Source organism: Rheinheimera mesophila (assembly GCF_000986865.1).
GTDB classification, from domain to species: domain Bacteria; phylum Pseudomonadota; class Gammaproteobacteria; order Enterobacterales; family Alteromonadaceae; genus Pararheinheimera; species Pararheinheimera mesophila.
This window is the reverse complement of record NZ_LAVS01000090.1, coordinates 24,854-49,517: the sequence shown is the minus strand read 5'-3', so window position 1 is coordinate 49,517 and position 24,664 is coordinate 24,854. Positions and strand designations below refer to the sequence as shown.

At 49.2% G+C, this 24,664-nt stretch carries 24 protein-coding genes; 14 read left to right on the top strand and 10 right to left on the bottom strand.

Annotation, left to right across the window (positions count from 1 at the left end):
* The first annotated feature begins 271 nt into the window (after nt 1-271).
* The 4 genes from glgC to SD53_RS15395 all read left to right on the top strand — a co-directional run bounded on the left by glgC (nt 272) and on the right by SD53_RS15395 (nt 3,979).
* Nucleotides 272-1,504 carry a glucose-1-phosphate adenylyltransferase gene (gene glgC, locus SD53_RS15410; protein ID WP_046521082.1) on the top strand — a complete coding sequence of 411 codons (1,233 nt, stop codon included), beginning with the start codon at nt 272-274 and terminating at the stop codon, nt 1,502-1,504.
* Nucleotides 1,505-1,558: 54 nt separating this feature from the next.
* Complete coding sequence (locus tag SD53_RS15405; RefSeq protein ID WP_046521081.1) at nt 1,559-2,962, top strand: glycogen synthase; 1,404 nt, start codon at nt 1,559-1,561, stop codon at nt 2,960-2,962.
* A gap of 122 nt (nt 2,963-3,084) precedes the next feature.
* Nucleotides 3,085-3,645 (top strand): NAD(P)H nitroreductase, encoded by a 561-nt coding sequence (locus SD53_RS15400; RefSeq protein ID WP_046521080.1) that lies wholly within the window; start codon nt 3,085-3,087, stop codon nt 3,643-3,645.
* Nucleotides 3,646-3,673: 28 nt separating this feature from the next.
* Nucleotides 3,674-3,979 carry a hypothetical protein gene (locus SD53_RS15395; RefSeq protein WP_046521079.1) on the top strand — a complete coding sequence of 102 codons (306 nt, stop codon included), beginning with the start codon at nt 3,674-3,676 and terminating at the stop codon, nt 3,977-3,979.
* 135 nt (nt 3,980-4,114) lie between these two features.
* On the opposite strand, the gene SD53_RS15390 is transcribed toward SD53_RS15395, so the two are convergent.
* The 4 genes from SD53_RS15390 to asnS form a co-directional block, all read right to left on the bottom strand.
* Nucleotides 4,115-4,474 carry a hypothetical protein gene (locus tag SD53_RS15390; RefSeq protein WP_046521078.1) on the bottom strand — a complete coding sequence of 120 codons (360 nt, stop codon included), beginning with the start codon at nt 4,472-4,474 and terminating at the stop codon, nt 4,115-4,117.
* Nucleotides 4,475-4,502: 28 nt separating this feature from the next.
* The gene (locus tag SD53_RS18105; protein ID WP_052749415.1) at nt 4,503-4,862 is read right to left on the bottom strand and encodes a hypothetical protein; all 360 of its coding nucleotides are present in this window, start codon (nt 4,860-4,862) and stop codon (nt 4,503-4,505) included.
* Between the two features lie 53 nt (nt 4,863-4,915).
* A complete protein-coding gene (locus SD53_RS15380) occupies nt 4,916-5,269 on the bottom strand; it encodes a hypothetical protein (protein WP_046521077.1) in 354 nt (117 codons plus the stop codon).
* A gap of 217 nt (nt 5,270-5,486) precedes the next feature.
* Complete coding sequence (gene asnS, locus SD53_RS15375) at nt 5,487-6,887, bottom strand: asparagine--tRNA ligase (protein ID WP_046521076.1); 1,401 nt, start codon at nt 6,885-6,887, stop codon at nt 5,487-5,489.
* A gap of 101 nt (nt 6,888-6,988) precedes the next feature.
* Here asnS and SD53_RS15370 point away from each other — a divergent pair, with 101 nt between their 5' ends.
* Nucleotides 6,989-7,363 (top strand): hypothetical protein, encoded by a 375-nt coding sequence (locus tag SD53_RS15370; RefSeq protein ID WP_046521075.1) that lies wholly within the window; start codon nt 6,989-6,991, stop codon nt 7,361-7,363.
* On the opposite strand, the gene bioA is transcribed toward SD53_RS15370, so the two are convergent.
* On the bottom strand, nt 7,360-8,667 hold the full coding sequence (bioA, locus tag SD53_RS15365; protein WP_046521074.1) for an adenosylmethionine--8-amino-7-oxononanoate transaminase: 1,308 nt from the start codon (nt 8,665-8,667) through the stop codon (nt 7,360-7,362). The genes SD53_RS15370 and bioA overlap by 4 nt on opposite strands.
* Nucleotides 8,668-8,787: 120 nt before the next feature.
* Here bioA and bioB point away from each other — a divergent pair, with 120 nt between their 5' ends.
* The 5 genes from bioB to htpX all read left to right on the top strand — a co-directional run bounded on the left by bioB (nt 8,788) and on the right by htpX (nt 13,424).
* Nucleotides 8,788-9,834 carry a biotin synthase BioB gene (gene bioB / locus SD53_RS15360; protein WP_046521194.1) on the top strand — a complete coding sequence of 349 codons (1,047 nt, stop codon included), beginning with the start codon at nt 8,788-8,790 and terminating at the stop codon, nt 9,832-9,834.
* 5 nt (nt 9,835-9,839) lie between these two features.
* Entirely contained in the window at nt 9,840-10,994 is a 1,155-nt protein-coding gene (locus tag SD53_RS15355) for an aminotransferase class I/II-fold pyridoxal phosphate-dependent enzyme (RefSeq protein WP_046521073.1), read from the top strand.
* Nucleotides 10,991-11,770: a methyltransferase domain-containing protein gene (locus tag SD53_RS15350; RefSeq protein ID WP_046521072.1), complete on the top strand. Its 780-nt coding sequence runs from the start codon at nt 10,991-10,993 to the stop codon at nt 11,768-11,770. The genes SD53_RS15355 and SD53_RS15350 overlap by 4 nt, the downstream gene beginning before the upstream one ends.
* Nucleotides 11,771-11,774: 4 nt before the next feature.
* Nucleotides 11,775-12,443 (top strand): dethiobiotin synthase, encoded by a 669-nt coding sequence (gene bioD, locus SD53_RS15345; protein ID WP_046521071.1) that lies wholly within the window; start codon nt 11,775-11,777, stop codon nt 12,441-12,443.
* Between the two features lie 114 nt (nt 12,444-12,557).
* Nucleotides 12,558-13,424: a protease HtpX gene (gene htpX / locus SD53_RS15340; protein WP_046521070.1), complete on the top strand. Its 867-nt coding sequence runs from the start codon at nt 12,558-12,560 to the stop codon at nt 13,422-13,424.
* Between the two features lie 78 nt (nt 13,425-13,502).
* Here htpX and SD53_RS15335 read toward each other — a convergent pair whose 3' ends face one another.
* Nucleotides 13,503-14,381, bottom strand: coding sequence for a GGDEF domain-containing protein (locus SD53_RS15335; RefSeq protein ID WP_125060813.1), 879 nt, complete (start codon nt 14,379-14,381; stop codon nt 13,503-13,505).
* A gap of 249 nt (nt 14,382-14,630) precedes the next feature.
* Here SD53_RS15335 and SD53_RS15330 point away from each other — a divergent pair, with 249 nt between their 5' ends.
* Entirely contained in the window at nt 14,631-14,873 is a 243-nt protein-coding gene (locus SD53_RS15330) for a TIGR02647 family protein (RefSeq protein ID WP_046521069.1), read from the top strand.
* Here the strand turns inward: SD53_RS15330 and SD53_RS15325 are convergent.
* The 3 genes from SD53_RS15325 to SD53_RS15315 are packed head-to-tail and all read right to left on the bottom strand — an operon-like array spanning nt 14,845 to nt 18,595.
* A complete protein-coding gene (locus SD53_RS15325; RefSeq protein ID WP_052749413.1) occupies nt 14,845-16,758 on the bottom strand; it encodes a transglutaminase TgpA family protein in 1,914 nt (637 codons plus the stop codon). The genes SD53_RS15330 and SD53_RS15325 overlap by 29 nt on opposite strands.
* Entirely contained in the window at nt 16,752-17,684 is a 933-nt protein-coding gene (locus SD53_RS15320; protein WP_052749412.1) for a DUF58 domain-containing protein, read from the bottom strand. Before SD53_RS15320 ends, SD53_RS15325 begins: the two co-directional genes overlap by 7 nt.
* Nucleotides 17,681-18,595 carry an AAA family ATPase gene (locus SD53_RS15315; protein WP_046521068.1) on the bottom strand — a complete coding sequence of 305 codons (915 nt, stop codon included), beginning with the start codon at nt 18,593-18,595 and terminating at the stop codon, nt 17,681-17,683. Before SD53_RS15315 ends, SD53_RS15320 begins: the two co-directional genes overlap by 4 nt.
* A gap of 234 nt (nt 18,596-18,829) precedes the next feature.
* Here SD53_RS15315 and SD53_RS15310 point away from each other — a divergent pair, with 234 nt between their 5' ends.
* Together SD53_RS15310 and SD53_RS15305 are read left to right on the top strand one after the other, a co-directional pair.
* Nucleotides 18,830-20,179, top strand: coding sequence for a class II 3-deoxy-7-phosphoheptulonate synthase (locus SD53_RS15310; RefSeq protein ID WP_046521067.1), 1,350 nt, complete (start codon nt 18,830-18,832; stop codon nt 20,177-20,179).
* A complete protein-coding gene (locus SD53_RS15305) occupies nt 20,163-21,254 on the top strand; it encodes a 2-dehydropantoate 2-reductase (protein ID WP_052749411.1) in 1,092 nt (363 codons plus the stop codon). Before SD53_RS15310 ends, SD53_RS15305 begins: the two co-directional genes overlap by 17 nt.
* Here SD53_RS15305 and ppsR read toward each other — a convergent pair.
* Entirely contained in the window at nt 21,251-22,060 is an 810-nt protein-coding gene (gene ppsR / locus SD53_RS15300) for a posphoenolpyruvate synthetase regulatory kinase/phosphorylase PpsR (RefSeq protein WP_046521066.1), read from the bottom strand. The two genes, SD53_RS15305 and ppsR, sit on opposite strands and share 4 nt — an antisense overlap.
* Nucleotides 22,061-22,198: 138 nt before the next feature.
* Here ppsR and ppsA point away from each other — a divergent pair, with 138 nt between their 5' ends.
* Nucleotides 22,199-24,574: a phosphoenolpyruvate synthase gene (gene ppsA, locus SD53_RS15295; RefSeq protein WP_046521065.1), complete on the top strand. Its 2,376-nt coding sequence runs from the start codon at nt 22,199-22,201 to the stop codon at nt 24,572-24,574.
* Nucleotides 24,575-24,664 lie beyond the last annotated feature (90 nt).

Here is a 24,664-nt window from a genome sequence, read left to right as displayed (position 1 = left end):
ATCCCCGCTATTACTCAGCTACTGATTGCATTCGTATGCATAACGCTGTTGTTCCATTTTGGTGCAGCCTTGGAGCGCTGCACCAAAATGGAGAGTTGTCATACGAACGTCATCTGTTGTTCCTAAATTAACTGTTCGTAGAAGCATTGGTGCGCTTGGAACAGCAAGAATTCTTCAGACTTCTGCTGCTTGTGGTATCAGCTTTGCTTTGATTGCAGCAAAGTAAAAAAATACTATTCAAATCGTCAGTTTTATCAACAGGGAGACTTTTATGTCTGGTGTACTTACCATGATTTTAGCGGGGGGCGAAGGGACCAGACTGGCACCTTTGACTGGCGTCAGAGCTAAACCGGCTGTGCCTTTTGGTGGCAATTACAGGATCATTGACTTTGTGCTGAATAACTTCGTCAACTCGGATTTATTACAGATATTTGTCATTACTCAATTTAAATCACATTCACTGATGAAACATTTAAGCCGGGCCTGGCGGGTTACTGGCTTAACCAACAGGTTTATTGACCCTATACCAGCCCAGATGCAAACCGGTAAACACTGGTATCTGGGGACAGCGGACGCTGTCTATCAGAATATTCACCTGATCCACGGCTTGGACCCGGAAGAGGTTTGCGTATTCGGTGGTGACCATATCTATAAGATGGATGTGAGGCAAATGCTGAACTACCACCGTCAGAATAAGGCTTTATTAACGGTAGCCGCTATCCCTGTCCATGTCTCTCAGGCCCATGAGTTTGGTGTGATTGAAGTGGATGACAATGGCAAAATGATAGGTTTTGAAGAGAAGCCGAAGTCAAACCCAAAAACTATTCCGGGTCGGCCTGACTATGTATTGGCGTCGATGGGCAATTATATTTTTGATGCTAAAACCTTAGTTGAGGTGCTGAACGAAGATGCGGCACAAATTGATTCAAAGCATGATTTTGGCCATAACATTATTCCCAAAATGTACCCGCAAGGCAGTGTTTACGTGTATGACTTTTCTACCAACGTGATCCGCGGCGAACAAGCCGAGTCCAAGGGCTACTGGCGCGATGTCGGAACTTTGGATTCCTATTACGAAGCCAATATGGATCTAATTTCAGTGCAGCCGCCACTGGATTTATACAATAAATACTGGCCGCTGCGCAGTTATACGCCACCGATGCCACCAGCCAAGTTTGTCCATGACGAAGCGAACAGAACAGGGCAGGCGATAAGTTCCATGGTGGCCTCAGGCTGTATTGTCAGCGGAGCTATCGTCTATCAGTCTATTTTGGGGTATAACACCGTAGTCCACAGTCATGCTTATATTGAAAAAAGTGTATTGATGGGCAACAACGATATAGGCCGGGGTTGTCGTATTCGCCGTGCTATTATCGATAAGGATGTGAAAATAGCACCCAACACGGTGATCGGTGAGGATCCGGTATTGGACCGCCAGCGTTTTCATGTCTCAGCAGATGGTGTAGTCGTGATCCCTAAAGGGGCAATGGTAGGATTTGACTGATCCTGTAGGCAAAAGGCCGCAGGTCGGAATGCGGCCTTGAGTGGGAAAGAATCAATGCGTGTGTTGTTTTTGTGCAGTGAATTTGAAGGTGTGATTAAAACCGGGGGGTTAGCCGATGCCTGTCGGGGTTTGGCAGTGCAGATGCAGAAGCATGGGCATGAAGTGAAAGTCCTGATGCCCCGGTATGGCAGTCTCTACACAGTACCTGTGGAACAGAGCTGGAGTTCCGTTTACTTTGCGTTGGGCGGAGAGGCTCAGGGATGTGCAGTGCGCAGTGTGGTCAATACCGAAGTGCCGTTGGCACTGATTGAGCATCATGATTTTTTTGGTCGGCCACGACCTTATGACGATGGCCAACACGCCTATGCCGATAATGCCCTGCGTTTTGCCTTTTTTTGCAAGGCCGCCTTGCAATTTTGTGTTGATACTGGCTGGATACCGGACCTGATCCACGGTCATGACTGGCAAACCGGTATTGCGGCTTACTATTTAAAACAGTTTTACCAGCAGGCTTTACCTGGTACCAAAATGCTGTTTACTGTTCATAACGGTGCTTATCAACAAGCCTTGTCCGCTCAGGACAGGGCGTTAACCGAAGTGTACCCATCGAGTTCTAGTGCTGGCTCCAGTATGCTGGCTCTGGGTTTAGCCTACGCCGACAAGGTCAATACAGTGAGTAAAGGCTATGCCAATGAATTATTGTCAGAACCGGCTGCCAATGGCTTAGCCGCCTTGTACCAGGCTCGCGGCCATGATTTCTCCGGCATTTTAAATGGATGTGACTACGAGCAATGGGACCCGGCCACCGATCGCTATTTGACGACGAACTACAGTCAGATGAACCTGAACGGCAAGCGCGCATGTAAAGAGCAGATCAGACAAAAGTATCAACTCGACCCAGGTCCAGCGCCACTTTTTGTATCGGTCAGCCGGATCACGGCGCAAAAAGGTTTTGCTTATTTACTGCCGGCATTAGAACAATGGCTGGGCGAAGTGGATGCACAAGTATTGATGATGGGAACTGGTGAGCAAGGCTATATCGAGCGGCTGCGTGCCCTGAACGCCAAATTTCCTGGGCGCTTTAGCTTTGTCGAGGGCTTTGATGAAGCCTTATCGCACCAATTGGAAGCGGCGGGAGATTTTTTTCTGATGCCCTCGTTATTTGAACCTTGTGGCTTAAATCAGATCTACAGCCTGCGATATGGCACAGTGCCGCTGGTACGTTTGACAGGTGGCCTCAAAGATACGGTCCGCGATTTGGCGGACAGTGAGCCCACAGGGATAGGTTTCTATCAGCCGGACGAGCATGCATTGCTGGAGGCGTTAAACAGAGCCTTAACGCTGTATCAGCAGCAGGCATGGTACAAAGAGGTGCAGCAACGTGGCATGCAACAACGTTTCGGCTGGGCCGAATCTGCATTGCAGTACCAGCAGTTGTACCAACAACTACGGCCTTAACAGAGCATCGCCCCGATAATTTGTCCAGAGCTTGAACAAACAGCAGTTGTGGGTGCGAAAGCTGTTGTATCGATAAAATAAAGTTTGGTAGCCTTAAGCGAGCTAAATCAAAGGGTTTATTTATGGATGCTGTTACATTACTGACGACCCGCTATTCCTCCGCACGTTTAACTGAACCTGCTCCAAGCGGCGAAGCTTTGGCTATTATCAAACAAGCAGCACTGCAGGTGCCTGATCACGGTCATTTAAGACCCTGGCGCTTTGTGGTGGTCCATGGTCGTAAATCTCTGGAAAAATTAGGCGATATTTTTGCCGAAGCTGCGTTGGAGGAAGATCCATCTGTTGCGAATGAACTGATTGAACGAGCCCGTCAGTTGCCACTGCGTGCCCCTATGGTGATTGTCTGTATAGCCAAATGCGTTAATCATCCGAAAGTACCTTTGTCTGAGCAAATCCAGTCTGCGGCCTGCGCCGTGATGGCAATGCAACAAGCGGCCTTCGCCTTGGGCTTTGGCGGAATATGGCGCACAGGGGCTTATACTCAATATGAATTTGTCAAACAGGCCTTTGAGCTTGGTGAAGACGACGAAATCGTTGGTTTTCTGTACCTGGGGACTTGTGCTCAGGATGTGCCGCCTAAGACGCCTTTGGCGGTTGAAGAGTTTTTCAGCGACTATCAGTAATAATGTGGACAGGGATTGAGGGCAGGGAATGGATCAGCAAAGCCTATTTATCAGCCAGGCCAAACAGCAGTTTGATTGTTTATTTCAGGCTAAAAAAGCCGGTCAGAATGTAGTGGCGTTGAAACACCGCGCTGAAGGCTTTTTTTATGCGGGAGAGTTGCTGGGGCTGGTGGACAAACCGCTGTTACAGCAACTGATGGAACAAAGTTATCTCGAGGTCTTTGGCGTGGCTTTGTCTAAAGTTTCGTCTTACCAGACTGAGCGTAAACAAGCATTGGAAAACGAGTTTTATCAGTACTTTGAAGAACCTGCTTTTCACAGAGTTCGTAGCTGACAGGTGCGGACAGTCCTTCATCATCCTGCTTCGATGTTTCTGATCTGACTGGTCTTTGTAGCTTCCTGCCATTTTTGAGCAAAATAAAAAGCAGCAAAGAGGCGTGGTGCCACTTTGCTGCGTACTCGGCAGAACTTAGAAGCCGGTCTCAAAATACGCTGAGGCCTGTACTACTTCCCAGGTGCCGTCCGTATACAAGATAGTCGCTTTGCCCAAATGCGTTTGGTAGGGCGCGATAGGCTGCATACAGAACTCCTGAGTCGTGGTGCATCCTGCAGTGGCCTCGGACCAGAGGATGGATGAGACTGCCTTGTTGATACCTGTCACACGCCATACGGCATTGTTCGGGTTGTGATCCATAGTGTATTCCATCATGGAACAGGAGCCGACTTGCCATTCGTCATAAGCGTCAGTATCGATATAACACTCCATTTGAGCAGCAGAAAGCGGTAGCACTACTGCAGTCAATAACAACGCCGTGAGTCTTTTTTTCATATGCCTTCCTTGTTGTCAAAGACCAGGTTTAATACCCTGTTTCAAAGGATGCAGTCGCCTGGACGGCTTCCCAAGTACCATCCGTGTAGAGGATAGTGGCTTTGCCCAGATGCTCCTGATAAGGCCGGATTTCTTTGCTGCAGTACAGCGAGTTAGACGCACAACCTGCCGTTTTTTCTGACCAGAGAATGGACGATATCGCTTTGGTCGTCCCTGTGATGCGCCAAATGGCCGTATTTGGGTTGTTGTCCAGAGTAGATTCAAAATTAGGACAGTGACCAACTTGCCATTCGTCGTATGCAGCCGTATCTACCATACATTCCATCTGAGCAGCCAGGGTTGGCAATGCAGCGGCGCTCATTACCAAAGCAAACAGTGTAGTTTTCATATCAAAATCCTTTAAAGAGAAACAAATAAAGTTGTTTAAACCTGACGAGTAGGTTAGAAACCGGTTTCAAACCAGGCTGTGGCCTGCACAGCTTCCCAGGTGCCATCTGTGTACAGAATGGTGGCAGAGCCTAAATGCTGCTGATAAGGATGGATAGGTTTGGTGCAACTGGTGGCTGTACTGGCGCAGCCTGCTGTGGTATCGGCCCAGATCACCGAAGAAATGGCTTTGGTAGCGCCTGAGATCCGCCATGATGCGGGGTTGGTGTTGTAATCCATGGTAAATTCCATACCAAAGCACGAATTATTTTTCCAACTGACGACACCACTGATCATGCATTGCATGGTCGCTGCTGTTGCGGGCAGCGCCATCATTCCAACCACTAAAGGGACTAATAGTTTTTTCATCTTTATTCCTTTAATTGTGTTTTGTTTAACTCGGTTGTTGCCAAAACGGCAAAATTAGTTAATCAAGTGTTTATTTTTGTGTCAATCTAAATTTAAGCAAAAAAGGAACAAATATGGTTTTTTGGGAACGCGCTAATTCAGAACCAGGGGTGATCGTACAAGGAGGTCAAAAAAAAGGCCTCAGAAAGAGGCCTTCAGAGAAAAACAGCAGACTATTTTAGAAATCGGCGTTGCCCGGCGTGCGAGGGAAGGCGATCACGTCACGGACGTTACCTACACCAGTGACATAAGACACCAAACGCTCAAAACCTAAGCCAAAACCCGCGTGCGGCACTGTGCCGTAGCGGCGCAGGTCGCGGTACCAGCTATAGTCTTCTTTATTCAGGCCCATCTGATCCATCCGTGCATCTAACTGCTCTAAACGCTCTTCCCGTTGGCTACCACCGATGATTTCACCAATACCAGGCGCCAGAATATCCATAGCCGCTACCGTCTTACCGTCTTCATTCATCCGCATGTAGAAGGCTTTGATGTCTTTTGGATAGTTTTGCAGAATGACGGGAGCACCTACATGCACTTCCGCTAAGTAGCGCTCGTGCTCCGACTGTAAATCCACACCCCATTCCACCGGGTATTCAAACTTCTTACCGCAGTTTTTCAGGATTTCAACTGCCTCGGTGTAATCCATCCGGACAAAAGTGGAATCGATCATGCTTTGCAAACGGCTGATAGCATTTTCATCAACACGTTCAGCAAAAAACGCCATGTCATCAGCACGCTCTGCCAGAACGGCTTTAAACACAAACTTCAGCATGTCTTCCGCCAACTGCGCCACGTCTTTTAATTCGGCGTAGGCCACTTCAGGCTCAATCATCCAGAACTCAGCTAAGTGACGGGTGGTGTTGGAGTTTTCGGCGCGGAAGGTCGGGCCGAAGGTATACACTTTCGATAAAGCACAGGCGTAAGTTTCCACGTTTAACTGGCCTGATACCGTCAGGAAGGTTTCTTTGCCGAAAAAGTCCTGTTTGTAATCAATAGTGCCTTTGTCGGTGCGTGGCAGGTTTTCCAGATCCAGAGTACTGACACGGAACATCTCACCAGCGCCTTCAGCGTCTGCACCCGTGATAATAGGAGTGCTGATCCAGTAAAAACCACGCTCGTGGAAGAATCGGTGAATGGCCTGAGCTAAACAGTGACGCACGCGGGTGATGGCACCCACCATGTTAGTACGGGCGCGTAAATGGGCCTGTTCGCGCAGGTATTCCATGCTATGGCGTTTTGGCGCCATAGGGTAGGTGTCCGGGTTTTCCACCCAGCCGACCACTTCAACCGAAGAGGCCTGAATCTCAAAAGCCTGACCCTGACCCTCTGATTTTGCGATAGTGCCTGTGACAATCACAGAGCACGCTGTGGTCAGACGTTTAATTTCGTTTTCGTAATTATTCAATTCAGCCGGAGCAACGGCCTGAACTGCATCGAAGCAGCTGCCGTCGTGCACGGCTAAAAATGAAATCCCGGCTTTGGAATCACGCTTAGTGCGGATCCACCCTTTTACTGTGACTGTATCGCCAACCTGATACTGGCCAGACAGCACATCTTTGATTACTGCATGCGTCATGCAACCTGCTCCAACTTACTTAAGAAACTGTAAAAACCCAAAAGCAGACATCATACTGAGGCAAAGACCGAACACAAGTAAAAATTGTGAGGAAAACCAAAATGAGCGCTTCAGAGCCTGAACTTAAGTCAAAAGAGCGGCGTAAAGGCGCAGATTGGCTGATGCTGCTGTTGGCGGCGCTGAATTTGGGCGCCTGGTTCTTGCTGATGATGGGGCTGGCGTTGGCCCATTTAGCCAAACCCGAGTTTAACAGTGGTTTAGTGCAGTACTGGGGCATTCCGATTGAACAGGAGTGGGATAAAGGGTTGGTGCTGAAACTGGAGGTGCTGGTGCGCTGGTGTTTGGTGTTTACAGCCGCCACTTTGGTGCTGCATCAGTTTCGCAACAGACGCCGTGACGATGGCTGGCGCTTAAACTTATTTTTTCTGTTGTTTTTAAGCGCCGTGGTGTTATTTGTGTTTTCGACTATCGATTAGGCGCCCGGTAACGCCTCTATATCTTTCGCTTGTGCCTGATGGCTTAACAGGCAAAGTGCAGAGGTTAATTTCGAAAGCTGTATGGAGCTGATGATATAAGGTGGCATTAAATACAGCAGCTTGCCAAAAGGCCGGATCCAAACGCCCAGTTCCACAAAAGTTTTTTGCATCGCAGCCACATCGACATTCTGTTTCATTTCCACCACGCCAATAGCACCCAACACCCGCACATCCGCCACATAAGGTGAACCCCGGCAGGGCTCAAGTTCCAACTTTAATTGCTGCTCTATAGCCTTGACCTGAGCTTGCCACTGATTGTGCTGCACCAGTTGCAAGCTTTTAAGCGCTACGGCACAGGCCAGAGGATTGGCCATATAAGTAGGGCCATGCATTAAAGCGGGCACAGCACCCATAGCTATGCCATCCGCGACTGTATCGTTGCACAAGGTTGCGGCTAACGTCAGGTAGCCACCTGTTAAGGCTTTGCCTAAACAGATAATATCCGGGCTGATACCCGCATGCTGACAGGCAAATAATTTGCCGGTGCGGCCAAAACCTGTGGCTATTTCATCGGCAATCAAAAGCACCTGATACTGATCACAAAGCCTGCGCGCCAGCTTTAAATACTCCGGATGATAAAACCTCATGCCACCAGCGCCTTGCAGTATGGGTTCGAGAATAAAAGCCGCTAAGTGCTGGTGATGCTCTGCAAAAAGCGCCGTCAAAGCATGTTCATCTGTAGCTAAAAAGTCGCCGTCAAAACGGCTTTGTGGAGCAGGGGCGAATAACTGCGGGATAATCTGATCTTGAAACATCGAATGCATGCCATCGACCGGATCGCAAACCGACATAGCGGCAAAGGTATCGCCGTGATAACCCTTTTGAATGGTCAGTAACCGGCTTTTTTCCGGGCGATCTAAACCCAGCCAATACTGCAGCGCCATTTTAATCGCGACTTCAACTGAAATAGAGCCGCTGTCGGCAAAAAACACTTTGGTTAAACCTTGCGGTGCCATTTGCAGCAATAATTTCGCCAAGTCCACAGCAGGCTGATGGGTGATACCGCCAAACATCACATGGCTCATTTTCTGGCTTTGCGTAATAAGCGCCTGATTTAACTCCGGATGATTGTAGCCATGAATCGCAGCCCACCAGGATGAGGTGCCATCGACCAAAGTCCGGCCATCTTCCAGCATCAGCTCACAGCCTTTTGCACTGACCACAGGATAAACAGGCAAAGGTTTACTCAAGGAGGTATAAGGATGCCAGATATGCTGGCGGTCAAACTCACGATCGATGCTCATAAAATAACCTGCAGTAAACTTTGCAAACTGGTTGGCGTTGACATGGCGTTAAGGGCCGATAGACTAACGGAAAATTTAAAAGACCACAATTTGTCTGGCTCTTGTCTTTCGGGGAATGTTATGTCTGCAGTTTTACCACTTCGTCACAACTGGACTTTGGCTGAAGTAAATGCGTTATTTGCTTTGCCTTTTAATGACTTAGTTTTTCAGGCTCAAACGGTGCACCGCCAGTTTTTTAAGCCCAATGAAGTGCAGATCAGCACCTTGTTATCGATTAAAACCGGCGCTTGTGCTGAAGACTGCAAATATTGCCCACAAAGTGGTCATTACAATACTGGCCTTGAGCGTGAGCGTTTGCTGGAAGTGGAAAAAGTACTGACTCAGGCCAAAGCTGCGAAAGACAAAGGCGCCAGCCGTTTCTGCATGGGTGCAGCCTGGAGCAATCCAAAGCAGCGTGATATGCCCTTTCTGATGGAGATGGTCAAAGGCGTTAAAGCAATGGGTTTAGAAACCTGCATGACGCTGGGTAAATTGGATGCAGGCCAGGCGCAGGAGCTAAAACAGGCTGGTTTAGATTACTACAACCATAACCTGGATACGTCGCCTGAGTTTTACGGCGAAATTATCACTACCCGTACTTATCAGGACAGATTAGATACGCTGCAGCATGTACGTGATGCAGGGATGAAAGTCTGTTGTGGTGGCATAGTGGGTATGGGAGAGTCGGCCAACGACAGATCGGCACTTTTAATGCAACTGGCCAATTTGCCGGAGCATCCACAAAGTGTGCCTATCAATATGCTGGTGAAAGTGCAGGGCACGCCGATGGAAAATGTCGAAGACCTGGATGGCTTTGAGTTTATCCGCACTATAGCCGTTGCCCGCATCATGATGCCTCAAAGTCATGTACGTTTATCGGCTGGCCGCTCGCGTATGAACGAGCAAATGCAGGCGCTGTGTTTTATGGCGGGCGCCAACTCGATCTTTTATGGCGATAAGTTGCTGACTACAGAAAACCCGGAAGCTGACGCCGATATGCTGCTATTCGCTAAGCTCGGTATTGTGCCTGAGCAGCGTCACGATGTATCAGACGAAGCGCACGAAGCGGCGTTGGCCGATGCGATTAAAGAGCAAAACACCCCTTCGTTGTTCCATAGTGCGGTGTAACGGCGGTGACAGACAGGTTAGAGCGTTTTGCTGAGCAGATCACAAAGCGCAAAGCTGCTGGGTTATACCGCCAGCAGCCACTGATTGAGTCGTATCAGGGCCGTTTGCTGAACAATCAGCAGGGCTCGTATCTGAATTTCTCCGGCAATGACTATCTGGGGTTAGCCACTGAACCAGAGCTTGTAAAAGCGCTGGCAGAGGGGGCTGAACGTTTTGGCGTTGGCAGTTCAGGTTCACCTTTGGTGACCGGGCATCATTATGCGCACCGGGCTTTATCCGATGCACTCTGTGACTGGCTGGGGGCGGACGACGTGTTGCTGTTTTCCTCAGGTTTTGCCGCCAATCAAGTGATGTTGCAGCATTTGGCTGACAAAACCGATCATCTGTTGTTGGATAAACTTTGTCATGCTTCGTTGATTGATGCTGCACTCAACTCGGATGCGCCTTATAAAAGGTTCCCACATCAGGATCTTGTTGCGCTTGAGCTGCTGTTAAAAAAACATCCATCGGCTTTGGTGGTGACTGAAGGCGTGTTTAGCATGGATGGTGATAGTCCGGATCTGAAGACTGTATTCACACTGTGTCAAACCAATAAGGCGGATTTGCTATTGGACGATGCCCATGGCGTCGGAGTGTTAGGGGTGGAGGGCAAAGGCAGTTGGCAGCAGCAAGGGCTTAAAGCCAGCGATATGCTCTGTCTGATGGCGAACTTTGGTAAAGCTTTGGCAGGACAGGGCGCGTTTTTAGCAGGCTCAGCCACAGTCATCGATTATTTACGCCAGTTTGCCCGGCATTATATCTACAGCACGGCGTTATCACCTGCGCTGTGCTGGGCGATGAAAACGTCAGTGGATCTAAGCCGTAAGCAGCAGTGGCGCAGAGACAAACTGCAGGACAATATTGGACTCTTTAAAACGCTGGCCGCTGCTGCTGGTTTGACATTATTGCCTTCCGACACCGCCATACAACCGCTGATGATTGGTGAAGCAGACCAGGCCATGCGGATCAGTGCTTCGCTTAAACAACAAGGCATTTGGCTAAGCGCGATACGACCACCCACTGTGCCACAAGGTAGCGCCAGGTTACGCATTACGTTATCTGCCTCGCACCAAACTAATGATATTCGTCTTTTGGTGAAAAAGCTGGAGCAATGGCTATGAATGCTTTGGCACTATCGGACGACATAGCCCGGCATTTTGGCCGGGCCCGTGACAGTTACCAACAAGCGGCCCGATTGCAGCGTGTGGTTGCGGAAAAAGCCCTGAGTTTACTGCCAGCCACGGCTGGATTGTTAGTCGATTTAGGTTCTGGTCCGGGTTGGTTTCATCCCAGACTCAGGCAGCATTGCACTGATTTAGTCGCCCTGGATTTAAGTTTTGACATGCTGGAAAAAACCAGTGCGGCGCAACAGGTCTCGTTGGCGGTTCAGGCCGATGCGCAGTCTTTGCCGCTGGCGAGTGAAACGACAGACAGAGTGTTTTCTAGTCTGATGCTGCAATGGTGTGAGAAACCCGAACTGGTGCTGCAAGAAGCTCACCGGGTATTAAAGCCTGGCGGTTTGGCTGTGATCAGCACCTTGCTCGACGGCACTTTGCAGGAATTTAAACAGGCCTGGGCGCAGGTGGACCAGCATCAGCATATTAATCAGTTTTTACCTTTGAATTTTTATCAGCAGCTTGCGCAGGATCTGCCTGAGCTGGGTTTACGCTTGCAGACCGAACTAGTGAAGTTGGATTATCCGGACGTGCTGGCGCTGGCGCGCGAACTGAAAGATTTGGGTGCGAATACTGTGACCCAGGGGCGTAACAAAGCCTTAACCGGCAAACAACGCTGGCAAAAAGTACAGCAGGCCTATCCAACACACTGTAGCTATGGTCAGATCCATGCCAGTTATCAGGTGTTGTATCTGACACTCACTAAACAGAACAGAGACTAAACGGATGCATACTGTTTTTATTACTGGCACAGATACGGATGCCGGTAAAACCTATGTCGCAGTCGCTTTATTACAAGGTTTAAAAGCGCTGGGCTATCGTACTGTGGCGCAAAAGCCAGTGGCCGCTGGTGTCGATGCTTCAGGTTTTAATACAGATGCGCTGCAGTTGCAGCAGCACGCCACAGCGTCACTGCCTTATCAGCTCGTCAATCCCTGTTGTTTAACCGACCCAGTTGCGCCGCATTTGGCCGCCGCAAAGGCTGGAACCCGCATTGACACCGCCATGCTAAGCCAAGCGCTGGAAACACTGCACAGTGTCGAGGCTGATATAGCGTTGGTAGAGGGAGCTGGCGGTTGGTTATTACCTTTGGACCATCAACACACTATGGCGGACTGGGTGGCTCAACAGCAATTACCTGTGCTGTTGGTGGTGGGGATGAAATTGGGCTGCTTAAACCATACATTGTTAACAGTCAGGGAAATTGAACGATCCGGTTTGAAGCTGTTGGGCTGGGTGGCAAATTGTATTGATCCGGATATGGCCTACCTGCAAGACAATATCCACTATTTGCAGCAATGCCTGAGTGCACCATGCCTTGGCATTTTACCTTATCAGGCCGAACCTGCAGCTAGCACCTCTCCGGCGGCTGCATTGATTGCGCAGTTGATGTGATCTGTCGTGCCAACAGCGCCATTCATCTTTATTTACAATTGCTTGTCGCACTTTGATTGAAAAACCGCTTCTAAGCCATATAGTACGAGTAACTGCTTAATAAATGAGGTATCTATGAAGCGCATTCTACTGTTCTTAGCCACAAACCTGGCGGTCATGTTGGTGTTAAGTGTGGTACTTAGCATCGTCTTTAAAGTGCTGGGCATTGATAGCCGTAGCATAAGCGGCTTGTTGGTGTTTGCAGCAGTATTTGGTTTTGGTGGATCCTTTATTTCGCTCTTTATGTCGAAATGGATGGCTAAACGCTCAACCGGTGCAGTGGTGATCACTCAGCCCCGTAATGCCACAGAACAATGGTTATTTGACACAGTGCGTCGTCAGGCCCAACAAGCGGGTATTGCGATGCCGGAGGTTGCTATTTACGATTCGCCTGAAATGAATGCGTTTGCAACTGGTCCAAGTCGGAATAATGCTCTGGTGGCCGTCAGCACAGGCTTGATGCGCAATATGCGTGAAGACGAAGTGGAAGCCGTATTAGCCCATGAAGTCTCACACGTCGCGAATGGCGACATGGTGACTTTGACGCTTATTCAGGGCGTGGTAAACACCTTCGTGATTTTCTTTGCCCGTTTAATCGCAGGTGCGATCAGCGGTAACCGCAATGAGGAAGGCGGCGGTGGCAATGGTTTCGCTTATATGATCACAGTGTTTGTTCTGGAAATGGCTTTTGGTGTACTGGCCAGTATCATCGTCATGTGGTTTTCGCGTAAACGCGAGTACAGTGCCGATGCTGGCGCTGCAAAATTAGTGGGCGCCAATAAAATGATTGCAGCGCTGGAGCGTCTGCGCAATAACCACGAAAGTCAGTTGGAAGGTTCGATGATGGCTTTTGGTATTGCCAGTAAGCCAGCGACGTCTGAATTGTTTTTAAGCCATCCGCCACTGGAAAAACGTATTGCAGCCTTGCGTGGTGGTTTTTAACTGAAGCGGGTCGTTAAGACACAACAGCGATAAAAAACAAAAAGGAACTTCGCTTCCTTTTTGTTTTTTTATCTCCATTTAGCTCATCACGACCTGATTGCGTCCAGAGGCTTTGGCCTGATACAAGGCTTCATCTGCCGCCTGAATTAAGTTAAAAGCGGTCGTACCCTGTTCGGGATAGACCGAAATCCCGGCAGACAAGGTGATAGTAATGGCCTGATGCTTGGCAAAGATCTGAGCCTGTTCCACATGCAAACGCCAGTTTTCAGCCAGATGCAGCGCCTGAGTAGCGTTGGTATTGGGCAAGATCACTAAAAACTCTTCGCCACCGTAGCGGAATAACACATCGGTTCTGCGGCTTTGCCTGAGCAAATGTTTGGCTACCATTTCAATCACTTTGTCACCTGTCTGATGACCAAACTGATCGTTGAGTTGTTTAAAGTGGTCAAGATCCAGCATCACGACCGCCAAAGGTTTTTGATTCCGCCTCGCCAGTGCCAGCTCACGTTCCATAAACTCGTTTAAAAACCTGCGGTTATACAGATTAGTTAACGGGTCCCGGATCGATTGCTCACGGATACGGTTTTTTAGCTGCTCGATATCGGTCAGACGTTGTTTCAGTTGGGCATTTTGCTGTTTCAGTAGCTGCGCAGTGTTCTCCTGCTCGCTGATATCCTGCATCAGCAGCAAAACGTAGTCAGGTTCAGGATCAGCTAGTGCGGCCCGTAATTTGAAATGCTGGCACTTGCCATCTTGCGCCAGTACACACCAGACAGGGGCGACGGAGTCTGATGTGCATTGCGACAGCAAATCAAGGAAATCCTCGGGTAACGACGTCAATAACAGCGGTCTTTGGGGGCTCGACAGACGAAACAACTGCTCAAAGGCAGTGTTACTGCGCAGCAAGGTAGGAGAGCTGCTGGTATTTTTTTGTAGCAAAGCGACGGGGTCAGACAAGCACTGAAACAAGTCTGTCCACAGATGGGTTGTGTCTGCTTTTGAATGTCCCTTAGCCACGATCAGTAAAGCTCTCCATAGTTTGCCTGACTATAGAAAATATCTGCTCAAAAATACAGCAGGTGAGCAATAAAATATCGCTGTTTTTAGCAAGAAAACAGCGAATATGCTGAGGTGTGGTACTTTTGCTGGAAAATTTGTCAAATAGCGTCTAGTTTCAAGCAAAACAATGACAAAGGAAAAGACGAGATGCCTGTAAATTCGCAACTGAATGACGAAATTCGTATTTTGACTTTATTTAATTTGGATACGTCGCTGGAGGGGATCAAAGCACATAAATCAGCCGATCCCGGCGCCAAAGAGGCGATTGAACGCTTGTATAAAAAAGGCTTACTGACACAGGCTGATGGCGGCTACCTGACAGATCTCGGGCGCAATTGCGCCGAACATTTGCAAAATGCCCTCAGGATCCTGAGCTCTCATGCCGATTAACCCCCCGGGCAGATAGCTGATTGAGCAGCATGCGGCATTGCTGCAACTGCTCTTGTTGCCCGTCAAATTCAAACTGCTGATAGGCCTGTAGTAGCTGCTGCAGCAAGGCACTTTGCGTCGGATGCAGTTGTATCAGACGTTGTAAATAACATTCTATCGTTTGATGATCGGCTTTTTGACCATAGCTGTTTAATCGCCTGAGTATCTGGCGTCGCAGCACCTGATTGGGTGTAGAACCGTTTTGGCGCATCAGCAGATACACAGCCAGTGCCAAAACGCAGCACGCCAGCAAGCCTGAGCCGAGCCAGCTCCAGGGCAGAGACGCTACATGTTGCCAGATAAAACGTTGTTCGTTTTGATCAAAGCTCACTACCCAGACAGACCAGTAGTAGTCCAGCCACTCCAACTGTTGCAGCCATTCTTTGAGCAGACCCTGCTGGAACATCTGCTCTAAAAATTGTCGTTCGGACAAAGGCAAGGCAGAGGACAGGCCCTGAGTCAGGCGCAGAGGGGCCACTATGGCTGTGGCGTCGAATCGCTGCCAGCGCCCATTGTCCAGATACTCAACCCAGGCATGAGCGTCTTTTTGCAGTACCTGCAAATAATCGCCGTTGGGATGCCAGCTACCGCCCTGATAGCCGCCAACAACGCGGGCTGGAATACCAGCAGCGCGAAACAGGTAAGCCGCTGCTGAGGCGTAGTGTCCACAAAAGCCGACTTTGTGCTCGAACAAAAACTGATCGATCTGAGCGGTTTTTGTCAGCACTGGTGGACGCAGGCTATAGCTGAACTGCTGTGTCTGAAAATACTGGTATAAGGCGTTTGCGAAAGCGGATGCTGTCACCGCGGATTGTTTCAGTTGTAAAGCCACTATGCTGGCTTTTGGGTTACTGTGCTCTAGTTGTAAATTCCGGCTGGCCTCCAGCATATTTTGTTGTACTACAGCTTCAGCGCTGGAGCTCAGACCATAAGAAAAACGTCGATTGACTTGTTGATAGCTTTCAATCAAACCTGCGGCAACAGGCTTAACCTGACCCTGGACCTGATGCACCTGACCTAAGCTGAACAGACTGCGTTGAAAGTGAGGTTCAACCATCATCTGGTAGTGGTAGCTGGCCTGTGATGGCAACAACGGCTGTGCGGCGGGCTGTAAAGCCGGTAACCAATCCCGACCGTTAAAACGCTCAAAGACTTTAGCCCGCCAGTACAATTCCTGTTGGGGCGGTTTTTCTGCGCTAAATTCGACTCTGAATGCCACGCTATTATTTTGTACCAATTGCTCAATTCCACCTAAAGACAGTTGGTCCGCCAGCCCCGTCTGAGCCTGCTGCTGACGCTCGGTTTGCCATAGGGGGGGAATCCGTGGAAAAACTACAAAAAGAGCGATAGACAACGGCATCATCCACAGCAGTAAGCGCCATTCAGGCCAATGGATCCGACGCTGTTGTCTGGGGGCAAACAGCAGATAATGCAGGTACAGGTTGCAGAAAAACAGCAAAAACACCGCACCGGCAAACCACAGGCTTTGATTGAGCATAAACCCTGTGCTGATCAGGAAATACTGTACCCAAACCAATTTTTTAGCCTGCTGCTGATGCGATGTGACAGAGAAAAGCCGCAGTGCTGCGGAGAAAAACAACAATTGCAGCATAGAGTCCTGCATATCCTGTTGCCCTAACTGAGAGACCAGCAACAGGCACATCAGCACGGCAAGTATATTTATGGTCCTGAGCCGGACTGTTTGTTTAGTCCGGACACTGAGGTATGTAAACAGCAGGACACAAAGCAACACCAGACTTGCCCACCCACTTAATCCAGCCTGTAACAGCAGCAGCAACATCAGTTGGAGTAACAACGCCAGTGGCACAAAGCTTGGGTTCAGCATAAGGCCAATGTCTGTAAACAGCGGTGTAAATGCGCCTGGCCCCGACTCGGGCTAATTTGAGTCTTGGGGGTACTGAGGCCATAAGACTGGCCTTGTTGTTCAAACTGCAACAGCAAGCCACAAAACTGTGCCAATTGCTGCTCCAAAGCACTGCCCGTTGCAGTGACGACTAAATGTTCTGGTGTATCAAGTCTGGCGTAAGAGGTATAGCGCCGGATCACAGGTTGCCACGGATTTTTCGCCAGCCGTTTCCAGTCCATGGCCGATACCGGTGCACCACTTTGATAAGGCACCAATTGATCCGGATAATCAGCGGAGTTGGCAGCACTAGCCGCGGACATAGCCGGCAGCGCAGGCTGAGGGTAAATCCAGTAAGACTGCTTTAACTGAATATGGCTCCAGCAACGGATCAAGCCAAAGGGATAACAGGAGCTCAGCGTAAAGCGCCCAAGCTGATGCAATCCCCTGGATTTGGGATACACCACTAACTGCAGCGCCGCAGGGAGAGTATCAAAAAAAACCGGAGCAAAGTCTGGACCTGACAGGCTGAACATTTTTTTATTGTCGTGCTGACTGAGGGTGATCGTCACTAAGGGAGCTGAATCCGGGTAGCCAAAGGGCTCAGATGTGGCAGTTAGCCGCAACTGATGCAGATTGAAAAAAGCGGCGAGAATACAACAACAAAACAAGGCCAACAGCAGATAGGCGCACAGCAGGATCAGGTTGTTCTGATAATTAGCTCCGAACAGATACAACAGAATAATCAGCAGCACAAACCAACCACCATAAGCGGTAGGAAATACAAACAGAATATGTTGCCTGAGTTCGACAGTTGCAGCCGCTGGCTGGCGAGTCTCCAGCCAGCGATAAAAATATCGCCTGAACTGGTTGAACAGGGGCTGCCACAGTGTTTTTGCCAGCATCATAATGGACAAGGCACCTGACGTAGTAGCTGCAGACTCAGACTTTTGCTGTCGCTGGCATGGCCCGGATTGAGCCTGTGTTCAGCAACAGAGGCAAATACCTGCTGGACATCTTCTGCGGTAGCGAAATAGCGGCCACAGAGCAAGGCAAAAGCTTTAGTGGCTCTGAGTAGGGCTTTAGCAGCGCGGGGGGATAACGGCAGGCCATCCTGTTGCTGTCGGCTTTGGCTGATCAGAGCCAATAGATAATCCAGCAGGGCATCACTGACCTTGACCTGCACCACCTGTTGTTGCAAAGCTATGAGCTGGTTCTGATCCAGACAAGGCGTCAGGCCCTCGAGTCGGGAATTGCCCAAATCCTGCTGTAACATCAGCTTTTCGGTCTGCAGATCCGGAAAACCCAGTGTCAGGCGCATCAGAAAACGATCAAGCTGCGATTCCGGCAAGGCGTGCGTACCGGCGTGAAACAACGGATTTTGTGTTGCAATGACAAAAAAGGGGTGAGGTAAAGCGTAGGTGTGGCCGTCAACCGAGACCTGATGCTCTTCCATCGCTTCGAGCAGCGCGCTTTGAGTCCGCGGGCTGGCTCTGTTGATTTCATCAGCCAACAAAATCTGGCTGAATATTGCGCCTGGCCTGAATTGAAATTCCTGCGTCTCTGGCAAAAATACCGACTGCCCCAGTAAATCTGCCGGTAACATATCGTTGGTAAATTGCACTCTTTTGTATTGCATCCCCAGACTCAGTGCCAGGGCATGGGCGAGGGTGGTCTTGCCAAGACCTGGCAGATCCTCGATCAGTAAATGCCCTTCCGACAACAAGCAACACAAAGCCAGCCGCACAGCCTGGGGTTTGCCTAAGATCACCTGATTTAGCTTTTGCTCTAACTGCTGTAAAGACTGAAGTTCAATCATAAAAGCTCCATTCGCAACGCCACTCCGGGCCTGAAAATCCGCTTAAAAAAGGCTTGCTATTTTCAGATGTTTAGACATCTGGGTGTTTTTACTAGTAAATGTCGTGGTATTTACAAATTTCAGCGCAATATACTCATTTAAGCATTGAATTTAGCCGCCAATAAATTTACTTTGTCTGCGGATAAATAACCTAGTGAACTTAACGATCAATTCAAACCTATAGGACTACTTAAAGTGACGACCTGGACGCCTCAAAGTTGGCGAGCTTTTCCAATCCAACAACAACCTCATTACGATGATCAGGCTTTACTCAGCAGTGTTGAGCAGCAATTGCACAAATATCCGCCTTTGGTGTTTGCGCAAGAGACTCGTGATCTCTTTAGTCAGCTTGGACAAGTGGCTGAAGGCAAAGCATTTTTGCTGCAAGGCGGAGATTGTGCGGAAAGCTTTAGTGACTTTAACGCTCCAAAAATTCGTGACACCTTTAAAGTCTTGCTGCAAATGGCTGTGGTTCTGACCTTTGCCGGCGGTTGTCCTGTAGTGAAAGTGGCGCGTATGGCGGGCCAATACGCCAAGCCCAGGTCCAGCGACTTAGAGACCATAGCTGGTGTCTCTCTGCCCAGTTATCGCGGTGACATAGTCAACAGCTTTGAGTTCACTGCAGAAGCCCGTAAACCCGATCCAAACCGGTTAATGACGGCGTATCATCATTCAGCCGCCACCTTAAACTTGTTACGGGCTTTCGCTCAGGGTGGATTAGCCGATTTACATCAGGTCAGCCGCTGGAACTTAGGCTTTGTCGACGCCAACCCATTGAAAGGTCGCTACCAGGATGTAGCACAGCGGATTCAGGAAGCGCTGCGCTTTATGGAAATTTGCGGTATTACAGCAGAGAATTCGCCGTCTATTCGCGAAACCTCGTTGTACACTTCGCATGAAGCGCTGCTGCTGAATTATGAAGAAGCCTTAACCCGCCGTGATTCCTTAACGGGGGAATGGTACGACTGTTCAGCCCATATGGTCTGGATTGGGGAGCGGACCCGTCAATTGGACCATGCCCATATTGAGTTTTTCCGTGGTATCAAAAACCCGGTCGGTGTGAAAGTAGGCCCAGGTATGGATGAAGTGGATTTATTGCGTCTGATTGACGCGTTAAACCCAGACAATATTCCTGGCCGTCTGACCTTAATCACCCGGATGGGCGCGGATAAATTAGCGGAAAAATTACCGGCTTTAGTACGTCGGGTCGAGCGCGAAGGCCGCAAAGTGGTCTGGAGTTCGGATCCGATGCACGGCAACACGGTCAAAGCCAGCAACGACTATAAAACCCGTGACTTTGAAGCGATTTTGCGTGAAATCCGTTACTTCTTTGCGGTGCATCAGGCTGAAGGTACGCATGCCGGCGGTATCCATCTGGAAATGACAGGCGATAATGTCACTGAATGCACAGGCGGCGCTTATGGTTTGTCAGAAAATGATTTAAGCAAGCGTTACACCACTCAGTGTGATCCCCGCTTAAATTCAGATCAGGTGCTGGAACTGGCTTTCCTGATCGCAGATACGCTACGTGCGGTCCGCAAATAAAACACCAATCGCTGAACTCTTGTCTGATCATTCAGGCAAAAGTTCAGCTCCTTTGCGTGTGGCCGTGGTAGGAGCCGGAGCTATAGGCTGTTACCTTGGCACTATGCTGGCTCAATCCTCTGACCTAGAACTGATATTTATCGGGCGCGAACGCATGGCGCTTGAAGCGGCGGCTTATGGTTTAACAGCTCAGGACTTAGATGGCGCTTGTTATCAGATTGCATCACCTTGCGTTTACACAGAATATGAAGCACTTCGTACCGTACAACTGGTGCTGGTGACTGTCAAAGCTTTGGATCTGCAGAGCTTGCTGCCCCGGCTGACCCGGTATCTGTCGGCGGACGCTTTGGTGGTGGCCATGCAAAATGGTCTGGCTATCGCTCCTTTGTATCAACAATTTTTATCCCAGCCTGTACTCAGAGCTATAGTGCCTTTTAATGTGGTGAAAATAAGCCCGGGGTTTTATGCCCGCACCACTGGAGCCGACATGATCTGGCAGCAGAGCGACGACCCGCGTATTCAGGCCGTCCTGATGCAGTTATCGCATCAAGGCATCCAGTCAAAACAAGTGGACGACATCAAAGCCGCTGAGTTTGGCAAGCTGATGCTGAATCTGAATAATGCCATTAACGCGCTGTCGGATTTGCCTTTGCAGCAACAGTTGCTGCAGCGGCCCTATCGTTTAGTTTTGGCGGCCGCAATCAAAGAGCTGTTGGAGCTTTGCCGGCGCCTGAATATCAGCAGCTATTCCTATACCTCTATCCCTAACCGTTTTATTCCACTGTTACTGCAAACACCAGACTGGTTATTCAAACGACTGGCTAAAAAAATGCTGGCGATATCACCCGATGCGCGTTCGTCAATGTGGGATGATATTCAGGCAGGTAAAGCCACCGAAATTGATTTTTTAAACGGTGCTGTGGTGACACTGGCGGAGCAACTGAAGCTGGATGCACCTGTCAACAGGCTACTACGGCAACTGGTGAAGCGCAAAGAACAAGGTGAACCGATCCGGCTTTGCCTCTTGCATGCAAAACAACTGCTGCAAGAGGCCAGGCGCGGCGGCCGACACTAGTACTTTTGCCGTTTCAAACCAGTTTGTGCGAGGATTTTTGCGGATATTTCTTCGATGGATAAATGAGTCGAGTTTAAAAACGGAATTTTTTCCTTTTGATACAAGGCTTCCACTTCATCCAGCTCCAGTTTACATTGCCGCAGTGAAGCATATTTACTGCCAGGACGACGCTGCTCACGGATTTTACTTAAACGCTCGGGGGTTATCGTCAGGCCAAACAGTTTGCTTTTTTGCATACGAAGTTCCGGGGGCAATCGCAGCATATCCATATCTTCCTGCACAAAAGGGTAGTTAGCCGCTTTGATACCATACTGTAGCGCCAGATATAAACTGGTCGGCGTTTTGCCTGAGCGGCTGACACCCACCAGAATAATATCGGCTTTGGCATACTCCTTCAAATTCACACCATCGTCATTGGCCAGCGCATAGTTCACCGCGTCAATACGGAAATCATAAGTTTTTTCGTGAATGCTGTGAGTGCGATGTGTTTTGGGCATAGCGGCTATGCCTAGCTCTTTTTGCATCGGCTCAATAAAGGCATTCAAAAAGTCGTAACAGACGCCGTCGCTGCTGTTAATGATCTGCCGTAATTCTTCATCGACAAAGGTCTGAAAAATTAATGGCCGGATACCGGTTGTTTTATAACGATCGTTTATCCGTTGCTTTGCTTGTAAGGCGATCTCTTTAGTTTCAACAAATGGAATGGTGATATGGTCGAATTCTGCCGGAAACAGTGACAACAGCGCGTGCCCGAACACTTCGGATGTAATACCGGTACCATCAGAGATATAAAAGGCTGTTCTCACGATTTTCTCCATTTTGTCGTTATAAAATTACATAAAAATTAAGGTTTTATTTAGCTTTCGTGCCAGTGTAGAATTAACGGGCTTGTGTGGCTGGCCATGTAAGCTTACATAACCTGCAACAAAAATTGGAGACTCATTGTGCAAGAATTCGTTGTTTGGTACCAGGACCTGGGCATGCACGACGTTCCTCGCGTTGGCGGAAAAAATGCTTCCTTAGGTGAAATGATCAGTAACCTGGCAAATGCAGGGGTACAAGTTCCTGGTGGTTTTGCCACTACAGCTTATGCCTTTAATCAATTTCTTGAACAGAGTGGTCTTAACGAGCGGATTTATCAAGTACTGGATGGTCTGGACGTTGGTGATGTCAACGCTTTAGCCAAAGCCGGTGCTCAAATACGGCAGTGGGTCATTGATACGCCTTTTCAACCTGAGTTTGAACAGGCGATCCAAACTGCTTATCAGCAGTTACAACAGGGCTGTGCTGAAGATGTCTCCTTTGCGGTGCGTTCCTCCGCTACTGCTGAAGATATGCCGGATGCGTCCTTTGCCGGTCAGCAGGAAACCTTTTTAAACGTACGTGGTTATGCTCATGTAATTGAAGCTATTAAACACGTCTTTGCCTCTTTATTTAACGACCGCGCTATTTCTTATCGGGTGCATCAGGGCTATGACCACCGTGGTGTGGCCTTATCCGCGGGTGTACAGCGTATGGTGCGCTCTGACTTAGCCGCTTCAGGTGTGATGTTCAGTATCGACACTGAATCTGGTTTTGAGGATGTGGTCTTTGTCACCTCGTCCTACGGCTTAGGCGAAATGGTGGTGCAGGGCGCTGTGAACCCTGATGAGTTTTATGTGCATAAACCCACAGTACTGGCGGGGCGTCCTGCTGTAGTACGGCGTAATCTCGGCAGCAAATTGCTGCAAATGGTGTACTCCAAAGATCTGAGCCACGGCAAACAAGTGGTGGTGGAGGATGTGCCGGCGGCCAATCGGCAGAAGTTTTCACTGACAGATGCTGAAGTGCAGGAGCTGGCCAAACAAGCCATTATCATTGAAAAACACTATGGCCGTGCTATGGATATCGAATGGGCCAAAGATGGTCAGGACGGTAAGCTCTATATAGTTCAGGCCCGCCCTGAGACGGTACGTAGCCGTGAAGACAGCAACGAGATGGAGCGCTTCCAGCTCAAAGGCACAGCCGCGGTAGTTGCAGAGGGTCGTGCCATTGGTCATAAAATTGGTTCAGGCAAAGCCAAAGTGCTGGCCAGCATAGCAGACATGGACCAAATCCAGCCTGGTGATGTGTTAGTCACAGATATGACAGACCCGGACTGGGAACCTATCATGAAACGCGCATCCGCTATTGTCACCAACCGCGGTGGCCGCACTTGCCATGCGGCTATTATTGCACGTGAACTGGGCATTCCGGCTGTGGTAGGTTGTGGTGATGCGACGAAGAAGATCAAAAACGGTCAGGATGTCACTGTGTCTTGTGCCGAAGGCGATACAGGCTTTGTCTACGACGGAATCCTGGATTTTGACGTGATGACCTCACGCGTTGACCAGATGCCTGCGCTTAAAATGAAAATCATGATGAACGTCGGTAACCCGGAACGTGCGTTTTCTTTCGCCAAACTGCCACATGCCGGTATTGGTTTAGCCCGTCTGGAATTTATTATCAACCGGATGATAGGTGTACACCCCAAAGCGCTGCTGAACTTTGATGCGCAAACTGACGAGCTCAAAGCGACCATCAGTCAGATGATGGCTGGCTACAGCTCACCTGTTGAGTTTTATATCGGTAAGCTGGTTGAAGGTATTTCTACCCTGGCCGCAGCTTTCTCGCCTGAGCGGGTGATAGTACGGATGTCCGACTTTAAGTCGAATGAATACGCTAACCTGATCGGTGGTCAGCAGTACGAACCGCATGAAGAAAATCCTATGATAGGTTTCCGCGGTGCATCGCGTTATATCTCTGAAGATTTCCGTGACTGTTTTGCGATGGAATGTGAAGCGTTAAAACGGGTTCGTAATCAAATGGGCTTTACCAATGTGGAAGTGATGATCCCCTTCGTCCGCACATTGGAAGAAGCCAAAGCTGTGATTGAACTCTTAGAAGCTCATGGCCTGAAACGCGGTGAAAATGGCTTAAAAGTCATTATGATGTGTGAGTTGCCATCGAATTGCTTACTGGCGGAAGAGTTCCTGGAGTACTTTGATGGCTTCTCTATCGGATCAAATGACTTAACCCAGTTGACCTTAGGTCTGGACAGGGACAGTGGTTTAATCGCCCATCTGTTTGACGAACGTAATCCGGCGATTAAAAAGCTGCTGTCGATGGCAATCCAAACCGCCAAAGCCAAAGGAAAATACGTGGGTATTTGTGGCCAGGGCCCTTCTGATCACGAAGATTTTGCCGCCTGGTTGATGGATCAGGGCATTGATTCTGTGTCGTTAAACCCCGATACAGTTTTAGAGACCTGGTTGTATCTGGCGGAAAAATACGGCCAATGATCGGAGTTCGTCGCAGAACAAGCCAGCTTTAATGCTGGCTTTTGTTTTTTAAAGATCTGCTATTTAATTGATTTTAAAGCGAAGTACTTG

Coding starts and splice junctions, on each gene's coding strand:
- glgC (WP_046521082.1), top strand. CDS start 272: ATGTCTGGTGTACTTACCATGATTTTAGCGGGGGGCGAAGGGACCAGA.
- SD53_RS15405 (WP_046521081.1), top strand. CDS start 1,559: ATGCGTGTGTTGTTTTTGTGCAGTGAATTTGAAGGTGTGATTAAAACC.
- SD53_RS15400 (WP_046521080.1), top strand. CDS start 3,085: ATGGATGCTGTTACATTACTGACGACCCGCTATTCCTCCGCACGTTTA.
- SD53_RS15395 (WP_046521079.1), top strand. CDS start 3,674: ATGGATCAGCAAAGCCTATTTATCAGCCAGGCCAAACAGCAGTTTGAT.
- SD53_RS15390 (WP_046521078.1), bottom strand. CDS start 4,474: ATGAAAAAAAGACTCACGGCGTTGTTATTGACTGCAGTAGTGCTACCG.
- SD53_RS18105 (WP_052749415.1), bottom strand. CDS start 4,862: ATGAAAACTACACTGTTTGCTTTGGTAATGAGCGCCGCTGCATTGCCA.
- SD53_RS15380 (WP_046521077.1), bottom strand. CDS start 5,269: ATGAAAAAACTATTAGTCCCTTTAGTGGTTGGAATGATGGCGCTGCCC.
- asnS (WP_046521076.1), bottom strand. CDS start 6,887: ATGACGCATGCAGTAATCAAAGATGTGCTGTCTGGCCAGTATCAGGTT.
- SD53_RS15370 (WP_046521075.1), top strand. CDS start 6,989: ATGAGCGCTTCAGAGCCTGAACTTAAGTCAAAAGAGCGGCGTAAAGGC.
- bioA (WP_046521074.1), bottom strand. CDS start 8,667: ATGAGCATCGATCGTGAGTTTGACCGCCAGCATATCTGGCATCCTTAT.
- bioB (WP_046521194.1), top strand. CDS start 8,788: ATGTCTGCAGTTTTACCACTTCGTCACAACTGGACTTTGGCTGAAGTA.
- SD53_RS15350 (WP_046521072.1), top strand. CDS start 10,991: ATGAATGCTTTGGCACTATCGGACGACATAGCCCGGCATTTTGGCCGG.
- bioD (WP_046521071.1), top strand. CDS start 11,775: ATGCATACTGTTTTTATTACTGGCACAGATACGGATGCCGGTAAAACC.
- htpX (WP_046521070.1), top strand. CDS start 12,558: ATGAAGCGCATTCTACTGTTCTTAGCCACAAACCTGGCGGTCATGTTG.
- SD53_RS15330 (WP_046521069.1), top strand. CDS start 14,631: ATGCCTGTAAATTCGCAACTGAATGACGAAATTCGTATTTTGACTTTA.
- SD53_RS15325 (WP_052749413.1), bottom strand. CDS start 16,758: ATGCTGAACCCAAGCTTTGTGCCACTGGCGTTGTTACTCCAACTGATG.
- SD53_RS15320 (WP_052749412.1), bottom strand. CDS start 17,684: ATGATGCTGGCAAAAACACTGTGGCAGCCCCTGTTCAACCAGTTCAGG.
- SD53_RS15315 (WP_046521068.1), bottom strand. CDS start 18,595: ATGATTGAACTTCAGTCTTTACAGCAGTTAGAGCAAAAGCTAAATCAG.